15 protein-coding genes and 1 riboswitch are annotated in these 19,047 nt (G+C 69.0%); of the genes, 8 read left to right on the top strand and 7 right to left on the bottom strand.

The features are described 5' to 3' along the window. On the bottom strand, positions 1 to 498 hold the full coding sequence (locus KCG34_RS22170) for a YybH family protein (protein WP_211937770.1): 498 nt from the start codon (positions 496 to 498) through the stop codon (positions 1 to 3). Between the two features lie 150 nt (positions 499 to 648). On the opposite strand from KCG34_RS22170, the gene KCG34_RS22165 reads away from it, so the two are divergent. Continuing rightward, positions 649 to 1,050: a GFA family protein gene (locus tag KCG34_RS22165; RefSeq protein ID WP_211937769.1), complete on the top strand. Its 402-nt coding sequence runs from the start codon at positions 649 to 651 to the stop codon at positions 1,048 to 1,050. Here the strand turns inward: KCG34_RS22165 and KCG34_RS22160 are convergent. Beyond that, positions 1,047 to 1,322, bottom strand: a complete 276-nt coding sequence (locus tag KCG34_RS22160; RefSeq protein WP_211937768.1) for an EscU/YscU/HrcU family type III secretion system export apparatus switch protein — start codon at positions 1,320 to 1,322, stop codon at positions 1,047 to 1,049. The two genes, KCG34_RS22165 and KCG34_RS22160, sit on opposite strands and share 4 nt — an antisense overlap. Beyond that, on the bottom strand, positions 1,319 to 2,422 hold the full coding sequence (gene fliK, locus KCG34_RS22155; protein ID WP_211937767.1) for a flagellar hook-length control protein FliK: 1,104 nt from the start codon (positions 2,420 to 2,422) through the stop codon (positions 1,319 to 1,321). Before fliK ends, KCG34_RS22160 begins: the two co-directional genes overlap by 4 nt. A gap of 185 nt (positions 2,423 to 2,607) precedes the next feature. Next, a riboswitch (glycine riboswitch) is annotated at positions 2,608 to 2,697 on the top strand. 148 nt (positions 2,698 to 2,845) lie between these two features. On the opposite strand from fliK, the gene gcvT reads away from it, so the two are divergent. The 5 genes from gcvT to KCG34_RS22130 all read left to right on the top strand — a co-directional run bounded on the left by gcvT (position 2,846) and on the right by KCG34_RS22130 (position 8,270). Beyond that, positions 2,846 to 4,000 (top strand): glycine cleavage system aminomethyltransferase GcvT, encoded by a 1,155-nt coding sequence (gene gcvT, locus KCG34_RS22150; RefSeq protein ID WP_211937766.1) that lies wholly within the window; start codon positions 2,846 to 2,848, stop codon positions 3,998 to 4,000. Between the two features lie 15 nt (positions 4,001 to 4,015). Continuing rightward, on the top strand, positions 4,016 to 4,381 hold the full coding sequence (gene gcvH / locus KCG34_RS22145) for a glycine cleavage system protein GcvH (protein ID WP_211937765.1): 366 nt from the start codon (positions 4,016 to 4,018) through the stop codon (positions 4,379 to 4,381). A gap of 3 nt (positions 4,382 to 4,384) precedes the next feature. Next, a complete protein-coding gene (gene gcvPA, locus KCG34_RS22140) occupies positions 4,385 to 5,725 on the top strand; it encodes an aminomethyl-transferring glycine dehydrogenase subunit GcvPA (RefSeq protein WP_211937764.1) in 1,341 nt (446 codons plus the stop codon). Then, positions 5,725 to 7,281: an aminomethyl-transferring glycine dehydrogenase subunit GcvPB gene (gene gcvPB, locus KCG34_RS22135; protein ID WP_211937763.1), complete on the top strand. Its 1,557-nt coding sequence runs from the start codon at positions 5,725 to 5,727 to the stop codon at positions 7,279 to 7,281. The genes gcvPA and gcvPB overlap by 1 nt, the downstream gene beginning before the upstream one ends. Before the next feature lie 206 nt (positions 7,282 to 7,487). Beyond that, positions 7,488 to 8,270, top strand: a complete 783-nt coding sequence (locus KCG34_RS22130) for a crotonase/enoyl-CoA hydratase family protein (RefSeq protein WP_211937762.1) — start codon at positions 7,488 to 7,490, stop codon at positions 8,268 to 8,270. Positions 8,271 to 8,277: 7 nt separating this feature from the next. Here the strand turns inward: KCG34_RS22130 and KCG34_RS22125 are convergent, their stop codons facing one another. From KCG34_RS22125 to KCG34_RS22110, 4 genes are all read right to left on the bottom strand, one after another. Continuing rightward, the gene (locus tag KCG34_RS22125; RefSeq protein WP_211937761.1) at positions 8,278 to 9,234 is read right to left on the bottom strand and encodes an SH3 domain-containing protein; all 957 of its coding nucleotides are present in this window, start codon (positions 9,232 to 9,234) and stop codon (positions 8,278 to 8,280) included. Between the two features lie 133 nt (positions 9,235 to 9,367). Beyond that, positions 9,368 to 10,504 carry an acyl-CoA dehydrogenase family protein gene (locus KCG34_RS22120; protein WP_211937760.1) on the bottom strand — a complete coding sequence of 379 codons (1,137 nt, stop codon included), beginning with the start codon at positions 10,502 to 10,504 and terminating at the stop codon, positions 9,368 to 9,370. A 22-nt stretch (positions 10,505 to 10,526) separates the two neighbouring features. After that, a complete protein-coding gene (locus tag KCG34_RS22115) occupies positions 10,527 to 11,738 on the bottom strand; it encodes an acyl-CoA dehydrogenase family protein (protein ID WP_211937759.1) in 1,212 nt (403 codons plus the stop codon). Positions 11,739 to 11,878: 140 nt separating this feature from the next. Continuing rightward, entirely contained in the window at positions 11,879 to 13,102 is a 1,224-nt protein-coding gene (locus KCG34_RS22110) for an acyl-CoA dehydrogenase family protein (RefSeq protein ID WP_211937758.1), read from the bottom strand. Positions 13,103 to 13,683: 581 nt separating this feature from the next. Between KCG34_RS22110 and KCG34_RS22105 the strand changes: the two genes are divergently transcribed. Both KCG34_RS22105 and KCG34_RS22100 read left to right on the top strand, forming a co-directional pair. Continuing rightward, positions 13,684 to 16,806, top strand: coding sequence for a hypothetical protein (locus KCG34_RS22105; RefSeq protein ID WP_211937757.1), 3,123 nt, complete (start codon positions 13,684 to 13,686; stop codon positions 16,804 to 16,806). A gap of 137 nt (positions 16,807 to 16,943) precedes the next feature. After that, the gene (locus tag KCG34_RS22100) at positions 16,944 to 18,626 is read left to right on the top strand and encodes a GNAT family N-acetyltransferase (protein WP_211937756.1); all 1,683 of its coding nucleotides are present in this window, start codon (positions 16,944 to 16,946) and stop codon (positions 18,624 to 18,626) included. Positions 18,627 to 19,047: the final 421 nt, after the last annotated feature.

Genomic DNA, 19,047 nt, shown 5'->3' with positions numbered 1-19,047 from the left:
TCAGGGCTTGGCGGCGGGCGCCGGGGCCTGGGTCACAGCCTCGCTGGCGATGCGCCAAGCGCCGTCCGGCTCCTTCCGCCAAGCGGCGACCCAGTTGCCGGTGACAGTCTCAACCTTCTTGGTCGCCGGATTGGTTTGGGTCTGCGTATAGCTGCCGGCCTGGTAGGCCAAGTCGCCAGACTTGGCGACCTCGGTGCGGTCCGCGGTGAAGCTGAAGCCGAAGCCCGGGTCGGTGAACGAGTCCTTGGTCCCCGCGAGGTCGGCGTCGCGCCCCTTCACCGTCGGCGCGCCGGAGGTGTAGCTGAGATAGTCGGCGGCGTCGTAGGCCGTGGCCTTGACCGCGTCGCGCGCCTTGTAGGCTGCGTTGATGGCGGCGTCCTCGGCCTGCAGCGCGGCGACCTCCTTGGCCACATCGACCGTGGGCGTCTTGGAGCAGGCGCCCAGTCCGGCGATCAGGATCAGCGCAGCGGCGCGAGCATAGGGTGCGGCAGTCGGCATTGGCGATTTCCCCCGGGGCAGGATTCAAAATCTGCGATCTCAGTTTCACGCGCCTTGTGCGAAACCGCAACCCCGATGAGTTTTCCGCGAGCGGACCTCGGGTTCGAAACCTGTTAGCCTGCCGCCCTGCAACTCCGAGGAGGTGGCCTGATGCTCGAAGGGTCCTGCCATTGCGGCGACGCGCGCTGGACGGTCGAGGGCGATCCCGGCCCCGCCACCGCCTGCAACTGCACGCTCTGCCGCCGCTATGGAGCCCTTTGGGCCTATGACTACGAAGGCGAGCGCATCCACATCCATGGCCAGACCACCGCCTATGCCCGCCGGGGCAAGGCCGACCCGGCGCTGGAGATCCGCTTCTGCCCCACCTGCGGCTGTGTGATCTGCTGGCGCGGCCTGCGCGTCGGGCCTGACGGCCGCCGCCGCATCGCGGTCAACCTGCGCCTGGCGCCGCCGGACGCAGTGGCCGACCTGCCCATCGACCATTTCGACGGGCTGGACAGTTTCGACGACCTGCCGCGCGACGGGCGCTGCGTCCGCGATCTCTGGTTCTAGGGGCCCCCTCGCGCCCTCGCGGTGCTCAGGACGAAGCCGATCACCTCGGCCACCGCACGATAGAGCTCCTCCGGGATTTCGGTCTCCAGCTCGATGGTCGAGAGGGCCTCGGCCAGGGCGGGGTCCTGGCGCAAGGGCACGCCGTGCTCCTTGGCCACGTCGATGATCTTCTGGCCCAGCCAGCCGCGGCCGACGGCGGTGACGCGCGGCGCATGGCCCTTGTCGTATTCCAGGGCCACGGCCAGGGGCGGAGGCTTTTGCGGGTCGCTCATGAGGTGCGGTCGATCAGCTGGCCGGCCTGGGCCTCGGGCCTGGGCGGGGCGCCGGCGACCACCCGCACGGCGGCGTCGCCGCCCTCGGGCCCGGCCAGGGCGGCGGTGAGGTCGCCTCGGCCGGCCTCCAGGCTGGCGCGGGCGCCCTCCTGCTCGGCCCACAGGGTGACGCGGGTGCGGGTCCCGTGCAGGGCGACCTCGGCGTGGACCGGGCCGGTCTCGTCGAGATGGAGCGAGAATCGGGCGCGCCAGACGGGCTCGGGGTCACCCGTTGGGCCGCCGCCATGGGGCGCGTCGCGGCTGATCTCGAACTGGGCCATGCCCGGGGCTTGGCCGGGAACGGCGGCGACCGGCAGCTCGAACGACCAGCGGGGCGGGGCGCCGGGCTTCGATGTCGAGGCCAGCTGCATCAGCTCCAGCCGCGCCAGCGCCGCATGGGCCTCGTGACCCAGGGCGAGGCGCAGGCTGCCGGCGTCCAGGGCCGGATCCAGGCTGGGGGCGACGGCGCGCTGGCCGGCTGTGGAGCCGCCGGCGACTGGCGGCGGCGGGCGCGCGCCGGCGCGGCGGGCGGCAGGGTCGGCGAGGCCCAGCGCCTGGGGCGTGGCCTGCTCCGCCGCGGCCTGGCTCTGGCCGGCGAGCTCCAGCGGCAGACGCAGCAGAAGCGCCTTCAGGTCCCCGGCCGGGAAGGGCTGGGCGGCGGGATCGTTCGGCGCCTGGGCCGCGGAGGCCAGGCCGGCCTCGAGGAACAGGCCCGAATGGGCGACGGCGGCGCGCAGCCGGTCGGGTGTCACCTGGCCGTCCAGGGGCGCCTGGAGGCTGAGGATCTGCTGGGCCGTGGCCCGCGCCTGGGCCGGCACGTCGCCGGACTGCAGGGCTGCGGCGAGGTCGGCCAGCAGCGGGGCCAGGCTGTCCTGGGCGGCGAGGTCCTGGCCGATGATCTGTGACAGAGCGGCCTGCAAGGCGCCGGGCGCCCCCTGCGCCGACGCCGGCCCGCCGGCCGGCGGGCCGGACCCGGCGCCGCCCTGGGGCGTGGGCGTAGCGATTGGGACGCCTCCGCCCCCCGGCCCGCCGCCGGGCGGGGTGATCGGGCCAACACTCATGGGCCTTGGCGATCGGGCATGGCGAATCGCAATCCGCTACAACGCCTCAAGGGTATGACGATCCTGCGAAGCCGCAACGGGCAGCTCTCGGCGCGTCCTGCGCTTGCTTGAACAGAACGGACATCTTTGTTGGTCTACAGCGTCGTCGGCGGTTGACTCTGGCGGCCCGCTTCGTCAGGTTCCGCCCGACTCTCGCGGGAGAGACCGGCGACTCAGCCGGAGCCGAAGGCGCAACCGCCCCGGAAACGCTCAGGCAAAAGGACCGCGAAAGCCATCGGACGCTGGAAAGCAGCCCTGTAACCCAGGGCTCGCCGACGGAGCAAGGGAGGGTCTTTCGAGACCGGCCCGGAATCTCTCAGGCTTAAGGACAGCGGGGGCGTGAACCTGGGCGGCCGACGGCCGCTCCTCACGCCGGAGTTGACCTTGTCCGACCCACTTTTGAAAACCCCGCTGCACCAGGCCCACATCGAGGCCGGCGCCCGCATGGTCCCCTTCGCCGGCTACGACATGCCGGTGCAGTACAAGGACGGGGTGCTGAAGGAGCACCTGTGGACCCGCGAGCACGCCGGCGCCTTCGACGTCTCGCACATGGGCCCGGCCTTCCTGACCCTGACGGACAAGTCTGGCGACGCTGAGGCCGACCACGCCGCCATCGCCGCCATCGCCGAGACCCTGGTCTGCGGCGACGTCCGGGGGCTCAAGCCCGGCCAGCTGCGCTACACCCTGCTGCTCAACGCTGAGGGCGGCATGGTCGACGACCTGATGATCGGCCGCCCCCTGCGCGCCGACCGCCAGGGGATGCTCTACATCGTGGTCAATGCGGGGACCAAGGACGGCGACTTCGGGCTGTTCGAAAAGGCCGCCGCCGGCAAGGCGACCCTGACCCGCGCCGACGACCGCGGCCTGATCGCCCTGCAGGGGCCCAAGGCCGGCGCCGTGCTGGCCGAAATCCTGCCCGAGAGCGCCGAGCTCGGCTTCATGCAGTTTCGCCGGGTCGAGCACGAGGGCCATGGCCTGGTGGTCTCCCGCTCCGGCTATACCGGCGAGGACGGGTTCGAGATCCTGGTCCCGGCGTCCATCACCGAAGCCTTCTGGAACCGGCTCCTGGCCGACGAGCGTGTGCGGCCGATCGGCCTGGGCGCCCGCGATTCCCTGCGCCTGGAAGCCGGCCTGCCGCTCTACGGCCACGACGCCGACGAGACCGTCTCGCCGATCGAGGCGGGGCTCGCCTTCGCCGTCTCCAAGCGCCGGCTCAAGGCCCAGGATTTTCCTGGCGCCGCCCGCGTGGCGGCCGAGGCCGCGGGCGAGCTGGAGCGGGTCCGCGTGGGCCTGAGGGTGCTGCAAGGCGCCCCGGCCCGCGAGGGCGCGCCGATCGCCAACCCCGCTGGCCACGAGGTCGGCGTCGTCACCAGCGGCGGCTTCGCCCCCAGCCTCTCGGCGCCCATCGCCATGGGCTTTGTGCCCCCGGCCCTGTCCGCGCCCGGCACGCGCCTCGACGTCATCGTCCGCGGCAAGGCCCAGGCGGCCGAGGTCGTGGCCATGCCCTTCGTTCCCCACCGCTACCTGCGCAAATCCTAAAGGAAGGCCGAACCCATGCGTTTCACCAAGGACCACGAATGGATCAGCCTGGATGGGGGCGTCGCCACCATCGGCATCACCGCCTATGCCGCCGAGCAGCTGGGCGATGTGGTGTTCGTCGACCTGCCTGACCCGGGCAAGACCGTCGCCCCCGCCGACGGCCTGGCGGTGGTCGAGAGCGTCAAGGCGGCCTCGGATGTCTACGCCCCGGTCGCGGGCGAGGTAGTCGAGGCCAATCCGGCCCTCGTCGACAACCCCGAAACCGTCAACCAGGACCCGGAAGGCGCCGGCTGGTTCGTCAAGCTGAAGCTGGCCGACCCGTCACAAGTGGAAGGCCTGATGGACCGCCACGCCTACGAAACCTATCTCGGAACCCTCTGATCCATGCGTTACCTGCCCCTTACGCCTGAGGACCGCGCCCAGATGCTGGGCGTGATCGGCGCCGCTTCGATCGACGATCTCTATGCTGACGTTCCCGCCGCGGCCCACCGCAGCGGGACGGTCGACCTGCCCAATCACCAGGGCGAGATCGAGGTCGAGCGCGCCCTGGCTGGCCTTGCCGGCCAGAACCGCCCCGCCGGCGCCGGGCCGTTCTTCTGCGGCGCAGGGGCCTACCGCCACCATGTGCCGGCCAGCGTCGACCACATCATTCAGCGCTCGGAGTTCCTCACCTCCTACACCCCGTACCAGCCAGAAATCGCCCAGGGCACGCTGCAATATCTGTTCGAGTTCCAGACCCAGGTCGCCGCCCTGACCGGCATGGAGGTGGCCAACGCCTCGCTCTATGACGGCTCCACCGGCGCGGCCGAAGCTGTGATGATGGCCCACCGCGTCACCCGCCGGGCCAAGGCGGTGCTGTCGGGCGGGCTGCATCCCCACTACGCCCAGACCATCCGCACCCTGGCCCACGTGGCCGGGGTCGAGATCGTCGCCCAGGCCCCTGCCATCGACGCCGAGGCCGCTGTGGTCGACGCCATCGACGCCGGAACCGCCTGCGTCGTCGTCCAGACCCCGAACGTATTCGGCACGGCCACCGACGTGACCAGGATCGCCGAGGCGGCCCACGCTGCCGGCGCGCTGCTGATCGTGGTGACCACCGAGGCCGTCTCCTACGGCCTGCTCAAGTCGCCCGGCGAGATGGGCGCCGACATAGCCGTGGCCGAGGGCCAGTCGTTCGGCAATGGCCTCAATTTCGGCGGCCCTTACGTCGGCCTCTTCGCCACCCGCGACAAGTTCGTGCGTCAGGCGCCCGGGCGCCTCTGCGGCGAGACGGTGGACGCCGAGGGCCGGCGCGGCTTCGTGCTGACCCTCTCCACCCGCGAGCAGCATATCCGCCGCGACAAGGCCACCTCGAACATCTGCACCAATTCCGGCCTCTGCGCCCTGGCCTTCACCATCCACATGTCGCTCTTAGGCGAGGCGGGCCTGAGAAAGCTCGCCGCCGTCAACCACGCCCAGGCCCGCAAGGCCGCCAAGGCCCTGGCCGCGATTCCCAATGTCGAGGTCCTGACCCCGCGCTTCTTCAATGAGTTCGCCGTGCGCCTGCCCAGGCCCGCCGCCCAGGTAGTCGACGCCCTGGCCGAACAGGGCGTCATCGCCGGCGTGCCCTATGCCCGCCTGAACCCCGGCGCGGGGATGGACGACGTGCTGCTGGTCGCCGCCACCGAACTGACCACCGACGCGGACATCGCCGCCCTCGCCCAAGCCATCGACGGAGCCCGCTGATGACCATGCTCAATGTCGGCCGTCCGACCCGGCCCGAGGCGGTCGCCCAGTCCCAGCCCGCCACCCTGACCGGCGGCCGCGGCCTCCTGCAGGATGAGCCGCTGATCTTCGAACTCGGTGGCTGGGAGAAGACCGGCGTCGATCTCGCCGAACCTGACCTCGGCGCCGACGATCTCGGCGACCTCGCCCGCAACGCGCCGATCGGCCTGCCGGGCCTGTCCGAGCCCGAGGCCCTGCGCCACTACGTCCGCCTGAGCCAGAAGAACCACGCCATTGACCTGGCGCTCTATCCGCTGGGCTCGTGCACCATGAAGCACAACCCGCGCCTGAACGAGAAGATGGCGCGGCTGGCCGGCTTCGCCGACCTGCACCCGCTGCAGCCGGCCTCGACCATCCAGGGCGCCCTGGCCCTGATGGACCAGCTGGCCCACTGGCTGAAGACCCTGACCGGCATGCCGGCGGTGGCCCTGTCGCCCAAGGCCGGCGCTCATGGTGAACTGTGCGGCCTTCTCGCCATCCGCGCCGCCCACGAGGCCCGCGGCGATGCGCGCAAGCGCGTCCTGGTCCCGTCCTCGGCCCACGGCACCAACCCCGCCACCGCCGCCTTCGTCGGCTATGCGGTGGAGGAGATCGCCCAGACCGCGGACGGCCGCGTCGACCTGGGCGACCTGGCCGCCAAGCTCGGGCCGGACGTGGCCGCGATCATGGTCACCAACCCCAACACCTGCGGCCTCTTCGAGCGCGACATCGTCGAGATCGCCCGCCTGACCCATGAGGCGGGCGCCTACTTCTACTGCGACGGGGCCAATTTCAACGCCATCGTCGGCCGCGTGCGCCCCGCCGACCTCGGCGTCGACGCCATGCACATCAACCTGCACAAGACCTTCTCCACGCCACACGGCGGCGGCGGTCCGGGCGCTGGACCAGTGGTCTTGAGCGCCGCCCTGGCCCCCTACGCGCCGACGCCCTGGGTCGTGCATGGCGAGGCAGGCTTCGGCCTCGTCGAGCACGTCGAAGGCTCGGCCAGCTTCGGCCGCATGTCCGCCTTCCACGGCCAGATGGGCATGTTCGTCCGCGCCCTGACCTACATGATGAGCCATGGCGCCGACGGCCTGCGGCAGGTGGCCGAGGACGCAGTGCTGAACGCCAACTACATCAAGGCCCGCCTCTCGGGCGTGATGACCGCGCCGTTCGACGGCCCCTGCATGCACGAGGCCCTGTTCGACGACGCCTGGCTAGAGGGGACCGACGTCTCCACCCTCGACTTCGCCAAGGCGATGATCGACGAGGGCTTCCACCCCATGACCATGTATTTCCCCCTGGTCGTGCACGGGGCCATGCTGATCGAGCCGACCGAGACCGAGTCCAAGGCCGAGATCGACCGCTTCTGCGATGCGCTCCTGGCGCTGGCCGGCGCGGCCAAGGCCGGCGATGTGGACCGCTTCAAGGGCGCGCCGTTCCACGCCCCGCTGCGGCGCCTGGACGAGACCCTGGCGGCGCGGAAGCCCAAGCTGCGCTGGAAGCCGGAAGAGCCGGCGCTCGCAGCCGCGGAGTAGCGACTGCAACACAATTCCTCATCCTGAGGCGCCCGCGAAGCGGGCCTCGAAGGACGCATTTGCCGCGCCGCTGCGTCCTTCGAGGCTCGTCGCTGCGCGCCAAGCACCTCAGGATGAGGAAAATTTGTGAGGCGGCCCCCAACCTTGTCCGCCCCAAGGTCACCTGCGCTAGCTTGCTTCCAACCAACACCAAGGGAGCTGGCGCCATGTCCGAGGTCACCTACGCGCTGAACGGCCGCGTCGCCGTGGTCACGATCCAGCGGCCCGAAGTCCGCAACGCCGTCGACGGGCCGACCGCGGCCCAGCTCGCCGCCGCCTTTCGGCGTTTCGACGCCGATCGCGAGGCGGACGTGGCCATCCTGACCGGCGCCGGCGGGGCCTTTTGCGCGGGCGCGGACCTGAAGGCGGTCGCCGACGGCCGCGGCAACGTCACCCGCGACCATGGCGACGGCCCCATGGGCTGTAGCCGTATGAAGCTGACCAAGCCGGTGATCGCCGCCATCGAGGGCCATGCCGTGGCCGGCGGGCTGGAGCTGGCCCTGTGGTGCGACCTGCGCGTCGCCGCCTGCGACGCGGTGCTGGGCGTCTTCTGCCGCCGCTGGGGCGTGCCCCTGATCGACCTCGGCACGGTGCGCCTGCCGCGGTTGATCGGCCAGAGCCGGGCCATGGACCTGATCCTGACCGGCCGCCCCGTGGGCGCCGAGGAGGCCGAGCGCATAGGCCTGGTCAATCGCCTGGCCGAGCCGGGCCAGGCCCTCGCCGCCGCGCTGGAGCTGGCCCAGACCCTCTCCGGCCTGCCGCAGCGTTGCCTCCGGAGCGACCGCCTCTCGGCGATCGAGCAATGGGACATGGGCTACGAGGCGGCCATGCTGAACGAGTTCCGCCTAGGGATGGCCACGATCAATTCCGGCGAGACCCGCGAGGGGGCCGCCCGCTTCGCCGCCGGCGCGGGGCGGCACGGCGCTGAGGCCCCGGTGGAGCGCGGCTGAGCCGGTCCTACCGCGGCGAGATCGCCGTCGACATCACCCAGCCACGGTTGCCGTTCTCGTCGTCGGCCTCCCACCAGACACCCTGCTTCTGGCCGGTGGGATAGACGAGGTCGCCGGGCGCGAAGGTGCGCACCGCCTTGGCCTGGGGCGAGGGACGCGAGCGCAGGGTGACCGGCTTGGTCGCGGTATAGGCCTGGACGCCGGCGCTGGCCGAGGCCGAGCCAGGCTCCGGCGCGGCGTTGCTCTGCATGTAGCGCACCAGGTCGACGAAGGCGTTGAAATAGGCGGCGCTGATCACCTTGCCTTCGTCGGTGTTGGAGTAGCCGCCGCCGGCCGCGGCCGCAAAGCCGCTCCAGCCGCCGCCTCCGCCGCCGGCGCCGAACGAGATGTCGGTCTTCTGCGCCGTGCCTTCCGCCACATAGAGCTGCTCGGTGGTGCGGGCGTTGACCAGGGTGATCAGGGTCTGGGCCTCGGCCTTCTTGGTGCGGATCGAGCCGGCCAGGGCGCCGAAGCCGCCGGGCAGGAAGCTGCCGGCCACCGCGCCGAGGGCGTTGCCGCCGGAATTGGAGTTGGCGTTGGCGATGTCGGGGATGATGAAATAGTCCGCCGCAGCCACCTGGCCACGGCCGACATTGGAATTGCGCCGCAACTCGCCCGACTGGGCCAGGCCCTCCTCGGCGCTGTGCATGGCGAGGCCGCCGTTGCGATCGACCATGCGCAGGCAGCCGGACTTGGCCGCAAACAGCTTCAGCAGCACTTCGGGACTGCCCAGGCCCATGCTGATCCACCAGCGGGTCTGCGGCTCCTGAACCGCCGCGGTGCCGAGCGGCTTGTCGCAGTGCGGCAGCTCCGGCGTTCCCTCCGGTTTCTTCTTGTCCATGCCGTACTGGGCGAAGGCGGGACTGGAAACGGCGAGACTCGCCACGGCGCCCAGCGCCACGGCTGCACGAACCAACTTCAGCATGATCAACCCCCCGGTTTGGGACGGAACTCTCGGATTTCACGGTTATCCGAGACCTTAGTCCCCGACCGGGGGGCGATCAATCAAGTGACGCTTGTCTCAGCGCTCAATTTGGCGCCCAGAACGGGCGACGCCTTCAATACCCGTTGAGCCGCGCATAGCGGTCGCGGTGATAGCTCTGGCCGCCATAGGCCGCCTCGCAGGCGCGGGCGCGCTTGAGATAGAGGCCCGCATCGTGCGCGTCGGTCATGCCGATGCCGCCGTGCATCTGCACCATCTCGTTGGAGACCAGGTGCAGGGTGTCGCCCGTGCGCGCCTTGGCCAGGGAAGCCAGTTCCGGCACGTCGGGCGAGTTGTGGTCGATGGCGTCCAGGGCCGCCTCGACGCACGAGCGGGTCAGCTCCAGCTCGGTGAACATCTTGGCCGCGCGGTGCTGCAGGGCCTGGAAGCTGCCGATCAGCTGGCCGAACTGCACGCGGGTCTTCAGGTAGTCGAGGGTGGTCTCGAAGGCCTGGACAGCCGCGCCCAGCATCTCGGCGCAAAGCCCCGCGCGAGCGCGGTCCAGGGTCTTTTCCAGAAGCTCCCAGCCCTTGCCGGCCTCGCCCAGCACTGCGTCGTCGCCGACCTGCACCTTGTCGAAGCTCAGGGCCGCGCAGCCGCGGCTGTCGGCCAGCTTGCGCGCGTGCCGGGTCAGTCCGGCGGCGTCGCCGGGGACCAGGAACAGGGTGATGCCGTCGGTCTCGCCCGGTTTGCCGGCGCTGCGGGCGGCGACCACGAACAGGCCGGCGCTCGGGCCTTCCAGCACAAAGCTCTTCTCACCGGTCAGGGTCCAGCCTGCGCCGCTCTTTTCCGCCTTCAGGGCGATCTTCTCCGGCGCATGGTGCGCGCCCTCGTCGACTGCGAGCGTGGCCACCAGTTCGCCTGAGGCGATCTTGGGCAGCCAGGCGCCCTTCTGGGCGTCGTTGCCCCCGAGGATGATGGCGCTGGCGGCGGCCAGCGCGCTGGACAGCAGCGGCGAGGCGGTCAGGGTCTTGCCGGTCTCTTCCAGCACCAAGCCCAGGCTGAGGTAGCCGAAGTCGGACCCGCCATATTCCTCCGGGATGATCACCCCGGTCCAGCCCATCTCGGCCATCTCGGCGAACACCGCCGGGTCGTAGCCGATCTCCGAGCCCGAATCGCGCACCTTGCGGAAGGCGGTCACCGGCGACTTGTCCTGCACCCAGGTGCGGGCGGCGTCGCGCAGCATGCTCTGTTCTTCAGTCAAAACGGCCATGTTGTTTGAAATCCCTGGTCTTTTAAGAGTGGCTCAGATTGTCGGGCAGGCCGAGAATCCGCTTGGAGATGATGTTGCTCTGGATCTCGGCCGAGCCGCCGTAGATCGTGGTGGCCTTGCCGCCCAGCCAGGTCCTGACCGCGGTCAGCTCGGCAGCGGTGAAGCCCTCGCCCTCCCAGCCGAGACCCTGGTTGCCCATGATCTCCAGGGTCAGCTCGGCGCGGTCCTGGCCGACCTTGGTGCCGGCGTTCTTCATGATCGAGGTCGCGGCGCTGGGGCCCTGGTTGGAGCGGGATTCCAGCATGGTGCGCATGGCAGTGAGCTGGAAAGCGCGGGCGTCCATCTCATGGCTGGCGATGCGCGAGCGCAGTTCGACATCAGCGATGCGGCCCTTGTCGTCGGTCCCGAGATAGGACTTGGCGAGGTCCGAGATCGGCGCCCCGGCGAAGGCGCGGCCGGCGCTGCCGCCGCCGCCGGCCAGGCCGCTGCGTTCGTGCTGCAGCAGGCGCTTGGCGATGGTCCAGCCGCCGCCGAGCGGGCCGACCAGGTTCTCCTTGGGGACCTTCACGTCGGTGAAGAAGGTCTCGCAGAACGGGGAATTGCCGCTGATCAGCTTGATCGGCCGGGTCTCGACACCCGGAGTCCGCATGTCGATCAGGATGAAGCTGATGCCCTCGTGCTTCTTGGAGGTGTCCGTCCGCACCAGGCAGAAGCACCAGTCGGCGTATTGCGCGCCCGAGGTCCAGATCTTCTGGCCGTTGATCAGGTAGTGGTCGCCCTTGTCCTCGCACTTGGTCTGCAGGCTGGCGAGGTCCGAGCCCGCGCCGGGCTCGGAGAATCCCTGGCACCAGCGGATCTCACCGCGGACGATATGCGGGATGTGGCGCTGCTTCTGCTCTTCGTTGCCGTATTCCAGCAGGGTCGGGCCGAACATCATCACGCCCATGCCGCCGATCGGGTTCCAGGCCCCGATCTTGTTCATCTCCTGCTGCAGGGCGCGGGCCTGGCCGGACGACAGGCCGCCGCCGCCATAAGCCTTGGGCCAGGTCGGCGTGCCCCACCCCTTCTCACCCATGGCCTTGGCCCAGGCCTTGTAATCCGGGTCCGCCGGCGGGCCGCCTTCCTGCAGCATCATGCCGCCCCGGCCCTTCAGCGAGGCCGGAAAATTCGCCGTCAGCCAGGCCTGCGCCTCGCTGCGGAAGGCCTCAAGGTCTTCGCCTCCGAAATCGGCCATCAATGGATCTCCCTGAAAATAAGTTGGTTTTCTAAAGCTCTATTGCTTTCAGCGCTCATCCCCGCGAAGGCGGGGATCCAGATTCCACCAGCCTGAGCAAGCGGCCCCTGGGTCCCCGCCTTCGCGGGGATGAGCGGAGTTTATTGGTGATCCAGCAGCCCCAGCACCCGCTTGGCCACCACGTTCAGATTGACCTCGGACGTGCCGCCCTCGATCGAATTGCCCTTCGAGCGCAGCCAGCCGCGGATGGCGACGATCTCTTCCGGGGAATAGCCCTCGCCTTCCCAGCCCAGGCCCTGGAAGCCCAGGGCTTCGACCATCAGTTCGCTGCGCTCCTGGGCCATGGTGGCGGCGGCGTACTTGATGATCGAAGTGGCCGCGCTCGGTCCCTTGGAGGCGCGGGATTCCGCCTCGACCCGGCGCACGGTCTGCAGGAAGGCCTGCATCTCCATGCGGTTCTTGGTGATGCGGGTGCGAAGGTCGCTGTCGGCCAAGCGACCGCTCTCGTCGGCCCCATGATACTTCAGCGCGATCTTACCCAGGTCCCCGGCCGCCCCGCCCGCGCCGCCGCCCGAGCCCATGCCGCCGGAGATGTTCTGCCGCTCGTACTGCAAAAGCCGCTTGGCGATCTCCCAGCCGCCGTTCAGCCGGCCGACCAGATTGCCCTTGGGCACCTTCACGTCGGTGAAGAAGGTCTCGCAGAAGGGCGATGAGCCGCTGATCAGCTTGATCGGCCGGGTCTCGACGCCCGGCGTGGTCATGTCGATCAGCAGGAAGCTGATGCCCTCGTGCTTTTTCGAAGTGTCGGTCCGCACCAGGGCGAAGATCCAGTCGGCCTGGTCGGCGTAGGAGGTCCAGATCTTGGAGCCGTTGACTAGGTAGTGGTCGCCCTTGTCTTCGCAGCGGGTGGCCAGGCCCGCCAGGTCAGAGCCCGCGCCCGGCTCGGAATAGCCCTGGCACCAGCGGATCTCGCCACGGACGATCCTGGGCAGGTGTTCTTTCTTCTGCTCCTCGGTGGCGTATTCCAGCAGCACCGGGCCCAGCATCCACACGCCGAACGAGGCCAGGGCGGTCGCATAACGCCCCTTGGCCAATTCCTGGTTCAGCACCCGCGCCTCGGCCGCCGACAGGCCGCCGCCGCCGTATTCCTTGGGCCAGGTCGGGGTGGTCCAGCCCTTCTCGGCCAGGCGTGCGCGCCAGGTCGAGATCGGATCGGCCGAGCCCTGATACTTGCGGCCGCCCCAGACGGCCTCCTCGTCGACCTGGGCGTTCGGGTCGCGTAGCTCGGCCGGATAGTTGGCCTCCAGCCAGGCGCGCGCCTCGCCGCGGAAGGCTTCCAGATTGTCCGCGCCAAAATCGGCCATCGCCGTCTCCCCACTCGAAATTCGAACATCAGGTTTGCCCCTAACTTACCCCAGGCGAAGGCCGGGGCAAGCCGGTTCGAACAATCGTTTGATCCGCCGCCGCGCTTGACAGCGGCCCGGCGCACAGGAAGGGGAAGGCAAGCCGGCCGACAATATTTGAAGCAATCATATTGGCAAAACTGCGTGTATTTATCTTGTTTAGTTGAGACGGACTCTCAATCAAACAACCGGTGACAGCGGTCACCACACAATAAGCTTGGCCATAAGTTCAGATTGCGCCTGAACACGGAGCATGCAACTTCACGTTATCGCGCCTCGGGACCTTTTTGCTTGACTGATATTTATACCAAGTGGTTGTATCGAATAGTCAAGTTCTGATCGGCAGAGCATTCCAGGTTGACGCGGCGCAGGGCGTGCGCCGGGTCGCTGCTTGCTTGCGGGGGCTCCGCCCGACCAGACCCGTAGCTCAGATGGCAAGGCGTAAGCGCCGGCGGCGGCCCTGACGGGGCCGGCGAACGGCTTCGTTCGACCAGAACCGGCGGAGCCGAAAGGTCATTCCGCCAGCGAACCAGGAGCTCAACATGGCCACCAAGCATAAAGATCCCGCCAGCGACACAACCGTCCGGAGCCGCCAGCGGATCGTCCGCGGCGTCAGCCCGCGTCCCTCGAAACGCCGCGTCCCCCTGGGCGGCGGTCCGCGCCTGGCCTCCGGCCCGGGCGCCTTCCCCACCTTCGCCTATCAAGGCGGACGGGTGATCAATCAGCCCAAGGTCTGGTGTGTGTTCCTGGGCGACTGGAGCAGCAGCGCCAACCAGACGCGCGCCACGCGCCTGTCGCAGTTCCTCACTGACCTGATGAACAGCGACTACATGAACATGCTGGCCCAGTACGGCTGCGGCTCGACCGGCTCGGTGGCCGGCAGCGTGTTCATCTCCAGCAGCAATCACAATCTAGACCGCGCCGCGATCGAGGGCGTGTTCCAGACCGCGATCAACAACAACACCCTGCCCGAACCGACGGATCCGTCGGTGGTCTACGTCCTGTTCCTGGACGACTCCACCGGCGTCAACGGCACCTTCGGCACGGACCAGACGGTGATGTGCGAGGCCAGCAGCGACGACGCTTTCGGCTTCCACTTCCACTTCGACACCACCGCCGGCAACGAGCTGTTCTACGCCGTGGTGCCTGGCCTGACCGATACCTGCCTGACCAACTCCTGCCCCGACGACAGCAGTTGCTCGCTGCACCTGGCCCAGACCCGCGAGCAGCGTCAGACCCAGGTCTTGAGCCACGAATTCTCCGAGATGGTCACCGATCCCGACGTCGAGGGGACCGAAGGCTGGAGCGGCGGCTCGAATCCGATCCCTCACGAGAACGGCGACATCTGCAACGGCAGCAACGGGACCCTGACCGTCGGCGCCAACAGCTGGACCGTCCAGCAGATGTACAGCAAGTATGACGACCAGCAGTCGAACGGGGCCACGACCTGCGTCCTGGGCTCATCCTTCCCCCTGCCTTCGCTGCTGCCGGCCTGCTCGGTCATCCTGGATCGCAGCACCTTCGGCCGCGACGAGGTCGACGCCTTCCTGCACGGCCCGTTCCCGCAGCCCGCCCAGTTCGAAGCGGCCCTCTATATCGCGGTGGACGGCTTCACCGCCAACCAGCTGGGCATCACCACCTCGTCCTTCTTTGGCGCCCCCAACGTCATACCCAGCTTCTCGTTCTCGCCGGCCCTGGGCTCCCTGACCATCACCCCGACGGCCCTGTCGGCGCCGGACCAGACCCAGCTCGACATCATCCAGCGCTTCACCTGGACCTGCCGGGTGACCTTCACCACCGATCTCGACTTCCCGACCACGGCCGGGGCGGTCACGCCGGTGACCCTGACCGCGACCCTGTCCGGCGTCTCCGGCAGCGCCGATATCGAACTGGTGGACGAGCCCAACCCCTACGAGCTTGACGGGCCGATCTCCTGGCTCAGCACCGACCTGCGTGTGTTCCAGATCAACGCCGGCGACACGCGCTTCGGCGAATCCATGGGCAATAGCCCGGCCGACGCGGTCCAGTTCATCCAGAACGTGATCGGACGCCTGAATACGGGCAATACCGCCGGCGACAGCTTCGACGCCATCTCCACCGACGAGACCGCGGCGACCATCGAGCTGTCGGAGGCGGTGAACGGGGTCCCGGTGTTCAACTTCGCCCTGGCCCGCGTCCGCTACCGCTCGCTGACCGCCGACGCCAACAATGTGCGGGTGTTCTTCCGCACCTTCCCGGCCTCGACCACCTCGACCGCCTACGACCAGAACAGCACCTATCGCAGAGGCGGCCAGGGCGGGACCATCATTCCCAAGCTGGGCTTCGTCGGCGGCGAGACCACCACCATCCCCTTCTTCGCTTCGTCTCGTATCGACACCTCGACGCAGGGGATGGACGCCCAGACCGACCCGCCCAATGACCAGACCCTGTTCCACAGCGGCGCGGGATCGGAGGTGATCGCCTATTTCGGCTGCTGGCTCGACATCAACCAGCCCAGCCAGCCGCAATTCCCGATCGCGCCCCCCGCCCCGGTCGACGGCCCCTACACCTCCGGCCGCCAGACCATCCAGGACCTGATCCGCAATGCGCACCAGTGCCTGACCTGCGAAATCTCGATGGACGGGATCACCCTCTTGAACACCGGCGACACCCCCGGGTCGTCGGACAAGCTGGCCCAGCGCAACCTGTCGATCGTCGCCTCGGACAATCCCGGCGGCCCGGCCTCGCACCGCATCCCCAACACCTTCGAGATCAAGCCGAGCGTATTGGATCTGAAGCGGGCCGGCGACCTGGACGAGCTCCTGCTCGACTGGGGCACGGTGCCGGTGGGCAGTGTGGCCAGCATCTACATGCCGGGCGCCAACGCCAAGCAGATCCTGAACACCGCCAACGAGCGCTATGTGAAGCACCGGCTGACCGCGCTGGACGAGCACACCCTGCAGGTCCCGGCCGAAGGGGTGACCTATGTGCCCATCCCGGCGGGGAGCGCGACCAACCTGGCCGGCCTTTTGACCATCGACCTGCCCTCCAGCGTGAGGAAGGGCGAGGTCTACAAGATGGTCGCCCGGCAGATCGGCGACGCCTTCGGTCCCAGGATCGAGCCGCCGCCGGTGATCGGGGCCCCGGCCGCCGAGGCCGAGCAGCGGGAACAGTTCCTCCGCTGGCGCAAGGTCAAGGGCGCGTTCCAAATCACCATTCCGGTCCGCACCAAGGAGACGATCCTGGAGCCCGAGGAACGGCTGTTGGGCGTCTTGAAATGGATCGAGCGCTCGATCCCGGCGACCAACCGCTGGGCGCCGGTGTTCAATCGCTATGTGGGCGTGGTCTCGGACCGCGTGCGCGCCATGGGCGGCGATCCCGACCACATCAAGCCCTCGCCCAGCGGCGGCGGGAAGACCAGGCCCAAGCATGACGGCGAGGAGCGCCTGGGCTTCGTCGGCAAGGTCGACCAGCTGGTCTATGACCGCTTCGGCGACTTCGCCGGCTTCGCCCTGGACACCGAGGACGGCATGCGCCGCTTCGCGAGCCATGAGCGCGACATGGAGGCCCTGATCCTGCGGGTCTGGGAAGAGCGGCTCTTGGTCAAGGTGGTGGTCGAGGAGGACGACCTGGACCGGCCGATGTCGGTGATCCTGCTCTCCGCCGCCCGGCTCGGACGGCGCTAGAACGACCTCGGCGCCCCGGCCGGCGAGATCCGGCCGGGGCGCTTTTCGTTGCGTTCGGGCAAGGCGTCGGCGCCCCCCTGCGCTCGGCCGGCAAACCGGCTATGATGCTCCCCATCGGGGGCTGCCCAAGGTTTTACATGAGTGTGTTGCGCGATCTGAGGCCTGCGGCGCTGGAAATGGCGCCGATGGTTTCGGCGGTCCTGGCGCTGTCGGCCGGCGTCCTGCTGCTGGTGTCGGGGGCGACGCCTTCCGACCCGGAGCGCTTCCAGTGGCTGGCGGCGATCCTGCCCCTATGGGTGATCGAGCTCAGCCATTTCCTGTCCAGCATCCTGGGGCTGGTCCTGGTCTTGCTGTCCTTCGGCCTGCGCCGGCGGCTGGACGCGGCCTGGGGCGCGGCGGTGGGCGTCCTGGTGATCAGCGCGCTCCTGGCCTTGCTCAAGGGCTTCAATTGGGAGGAGACGGCGACCCTGGCCGTCGCCTGCCTGCTGATCCTGCCGGTCCATGCGGCGTTCCCGCGCAAGGCCCAGCTGTCGCGCATGGAGATCACCCCTGGCTGGCTGGCCTCCGCCGGGGCCTGCGTCACCGGCGCCGCCATCCTCGGCTGGTGGCAGTTCCACCACGCCGACTATTCCGACACCCTGTGGTGGAAGGTGATTGGCGACGCCGACGCCAACCGCTCGCTGCGCGCCTGGGCCGGGGCGGCGATCCTGCTCCTGGCCGTCGGCGTCTGGCGGATGGTCGCCACCCCCGCCACCCCGCCGGTGGTCGGCGACCACGACCCGGACTTCGAGCGCGTGCGCGCCATCCTGGCCAGCGCCGAGGACGTCGACCCGCCCGCCAACCTGGCCCTGATGGGCGACAAGCGGTTCCTGTTCTCCGCCTCGGGCAAGAGCTTTTTGATGTTCGGCGTGCGCGGCCGCTCATGGATCGCCCTCGGCCCGCCGGTGGGCCTGCGCGAGGAGCGGATGGAGCTGCTCTGGCGCTTCCGCGAACTGGCCGACGCCCACGCCGCGCGCCCCGGCCTCTACGCCATCGGCCCCGACCTTCTGCCCGACGTGGTCGAGCTGGGTTTCGCGATCCAGAAGACCGGCGAGTCGGCGACCGTGCCCCTGGAACAGTTCTCCCTTTCCGGCCGCCGGCGCGAGGTGCTGCGCCGCAACTGGCGCAAGGCCGGCGAGACCGGGGCCAGCTTCGAGGTGCTGAACCACGACCAGGTGCTGGCGCAGATGGACGAGCTGCGCCGGGTCTCCGACGTCTGGCTGAGCCACCATGCCGGCGGCGACAAGAAGTTCTCCATGGGCGGGTTCGAGGAACGCTACGTCGCCGAGTTCCCGTGCGGCGTGGTGCGGGTGGACGGGGCCATAGCCGCCTTCGCCACGATCTGGACCACGAACGACCGCTCGGCCTTCTCCATGGACCTGATGCGCTATGCCGACGAGGCGCCCAAGAACGTGATGGACTACCTGTTCGTCGAACTGCTGCACTGGGGCAAGGAGCAGGGCTACCAGGCTTTCGAGTTCGGCATGGCCCCGCTGGCGGGCCTTGAGGACCGGCCCCTGGCGCCGATCATGTCCCGGGTCGGCAACCTGCTCTTCGAACGCGGCGAGGAGCTGTACAATTTCCGGGGCGTGCGCCGCTACAAGGACAAGTACGATCCGGTCTGGCAGCCGCGCTACATGGCGGCGCCGAAGAAGTGGACCATCCCGATCCTGATGGCCGATGTCGGCCTGATGTCCTCGGGCGGGGTCTCCGGCCTGACCAAGCGGCCCCGGCGTGACGACGAGCGCCAGCCGAACCAGCCCGTGCCCGCCGCGGCCTGATCGGCCCACACAATACGCGAACCGGCGAAACTGAATGCTCGTGAAAACTGATTCCGGCCCCTGGCGAATCAGTTGGCGCGCCTCGCCCGAAGCGCCGAGAACCTGCAGGCTCTGCTGAAACAAGCGCGGCTTCCTGAAGCGTTAGGGAAGGTTAATTGGTCGCGCCTCCGCCTGGGCGACGGGTCCGCACCCATCGTCGATGGCGCAGAAAACCCAAGCGCCGCCTGGGATTTTGCATCGCGCCTGCGCCAGAAGCCACCGCCTTCGCAAGGCTTCGAGACCGGCCGGTCCGGCCCGCGCAATACTCACTGTTAACTACCGATTAACCACGTTGGCGTGTGATCGGATGGCTCCTCGGCCGCAGTCCGCGTTCATCCACAGGACTCGTGCGGGAATACCATATTTAGCGGTTGTCTCGCGT

The sequence above is a fragment of the Phenylobacterium montanum genome (assembly GCF_018135625.1).
GTDB lineage: Bacteria > Pseudomonadota > Alphaproteobacteria > Caulobacterales > Caulobacteraceae > Poindextera > Poindextera montana.
The sequence above is the reverse complement of the archived record's forward strand: the minus strand, read 5'-3'. Positions and strand labels throughout refer to the sequence as shown.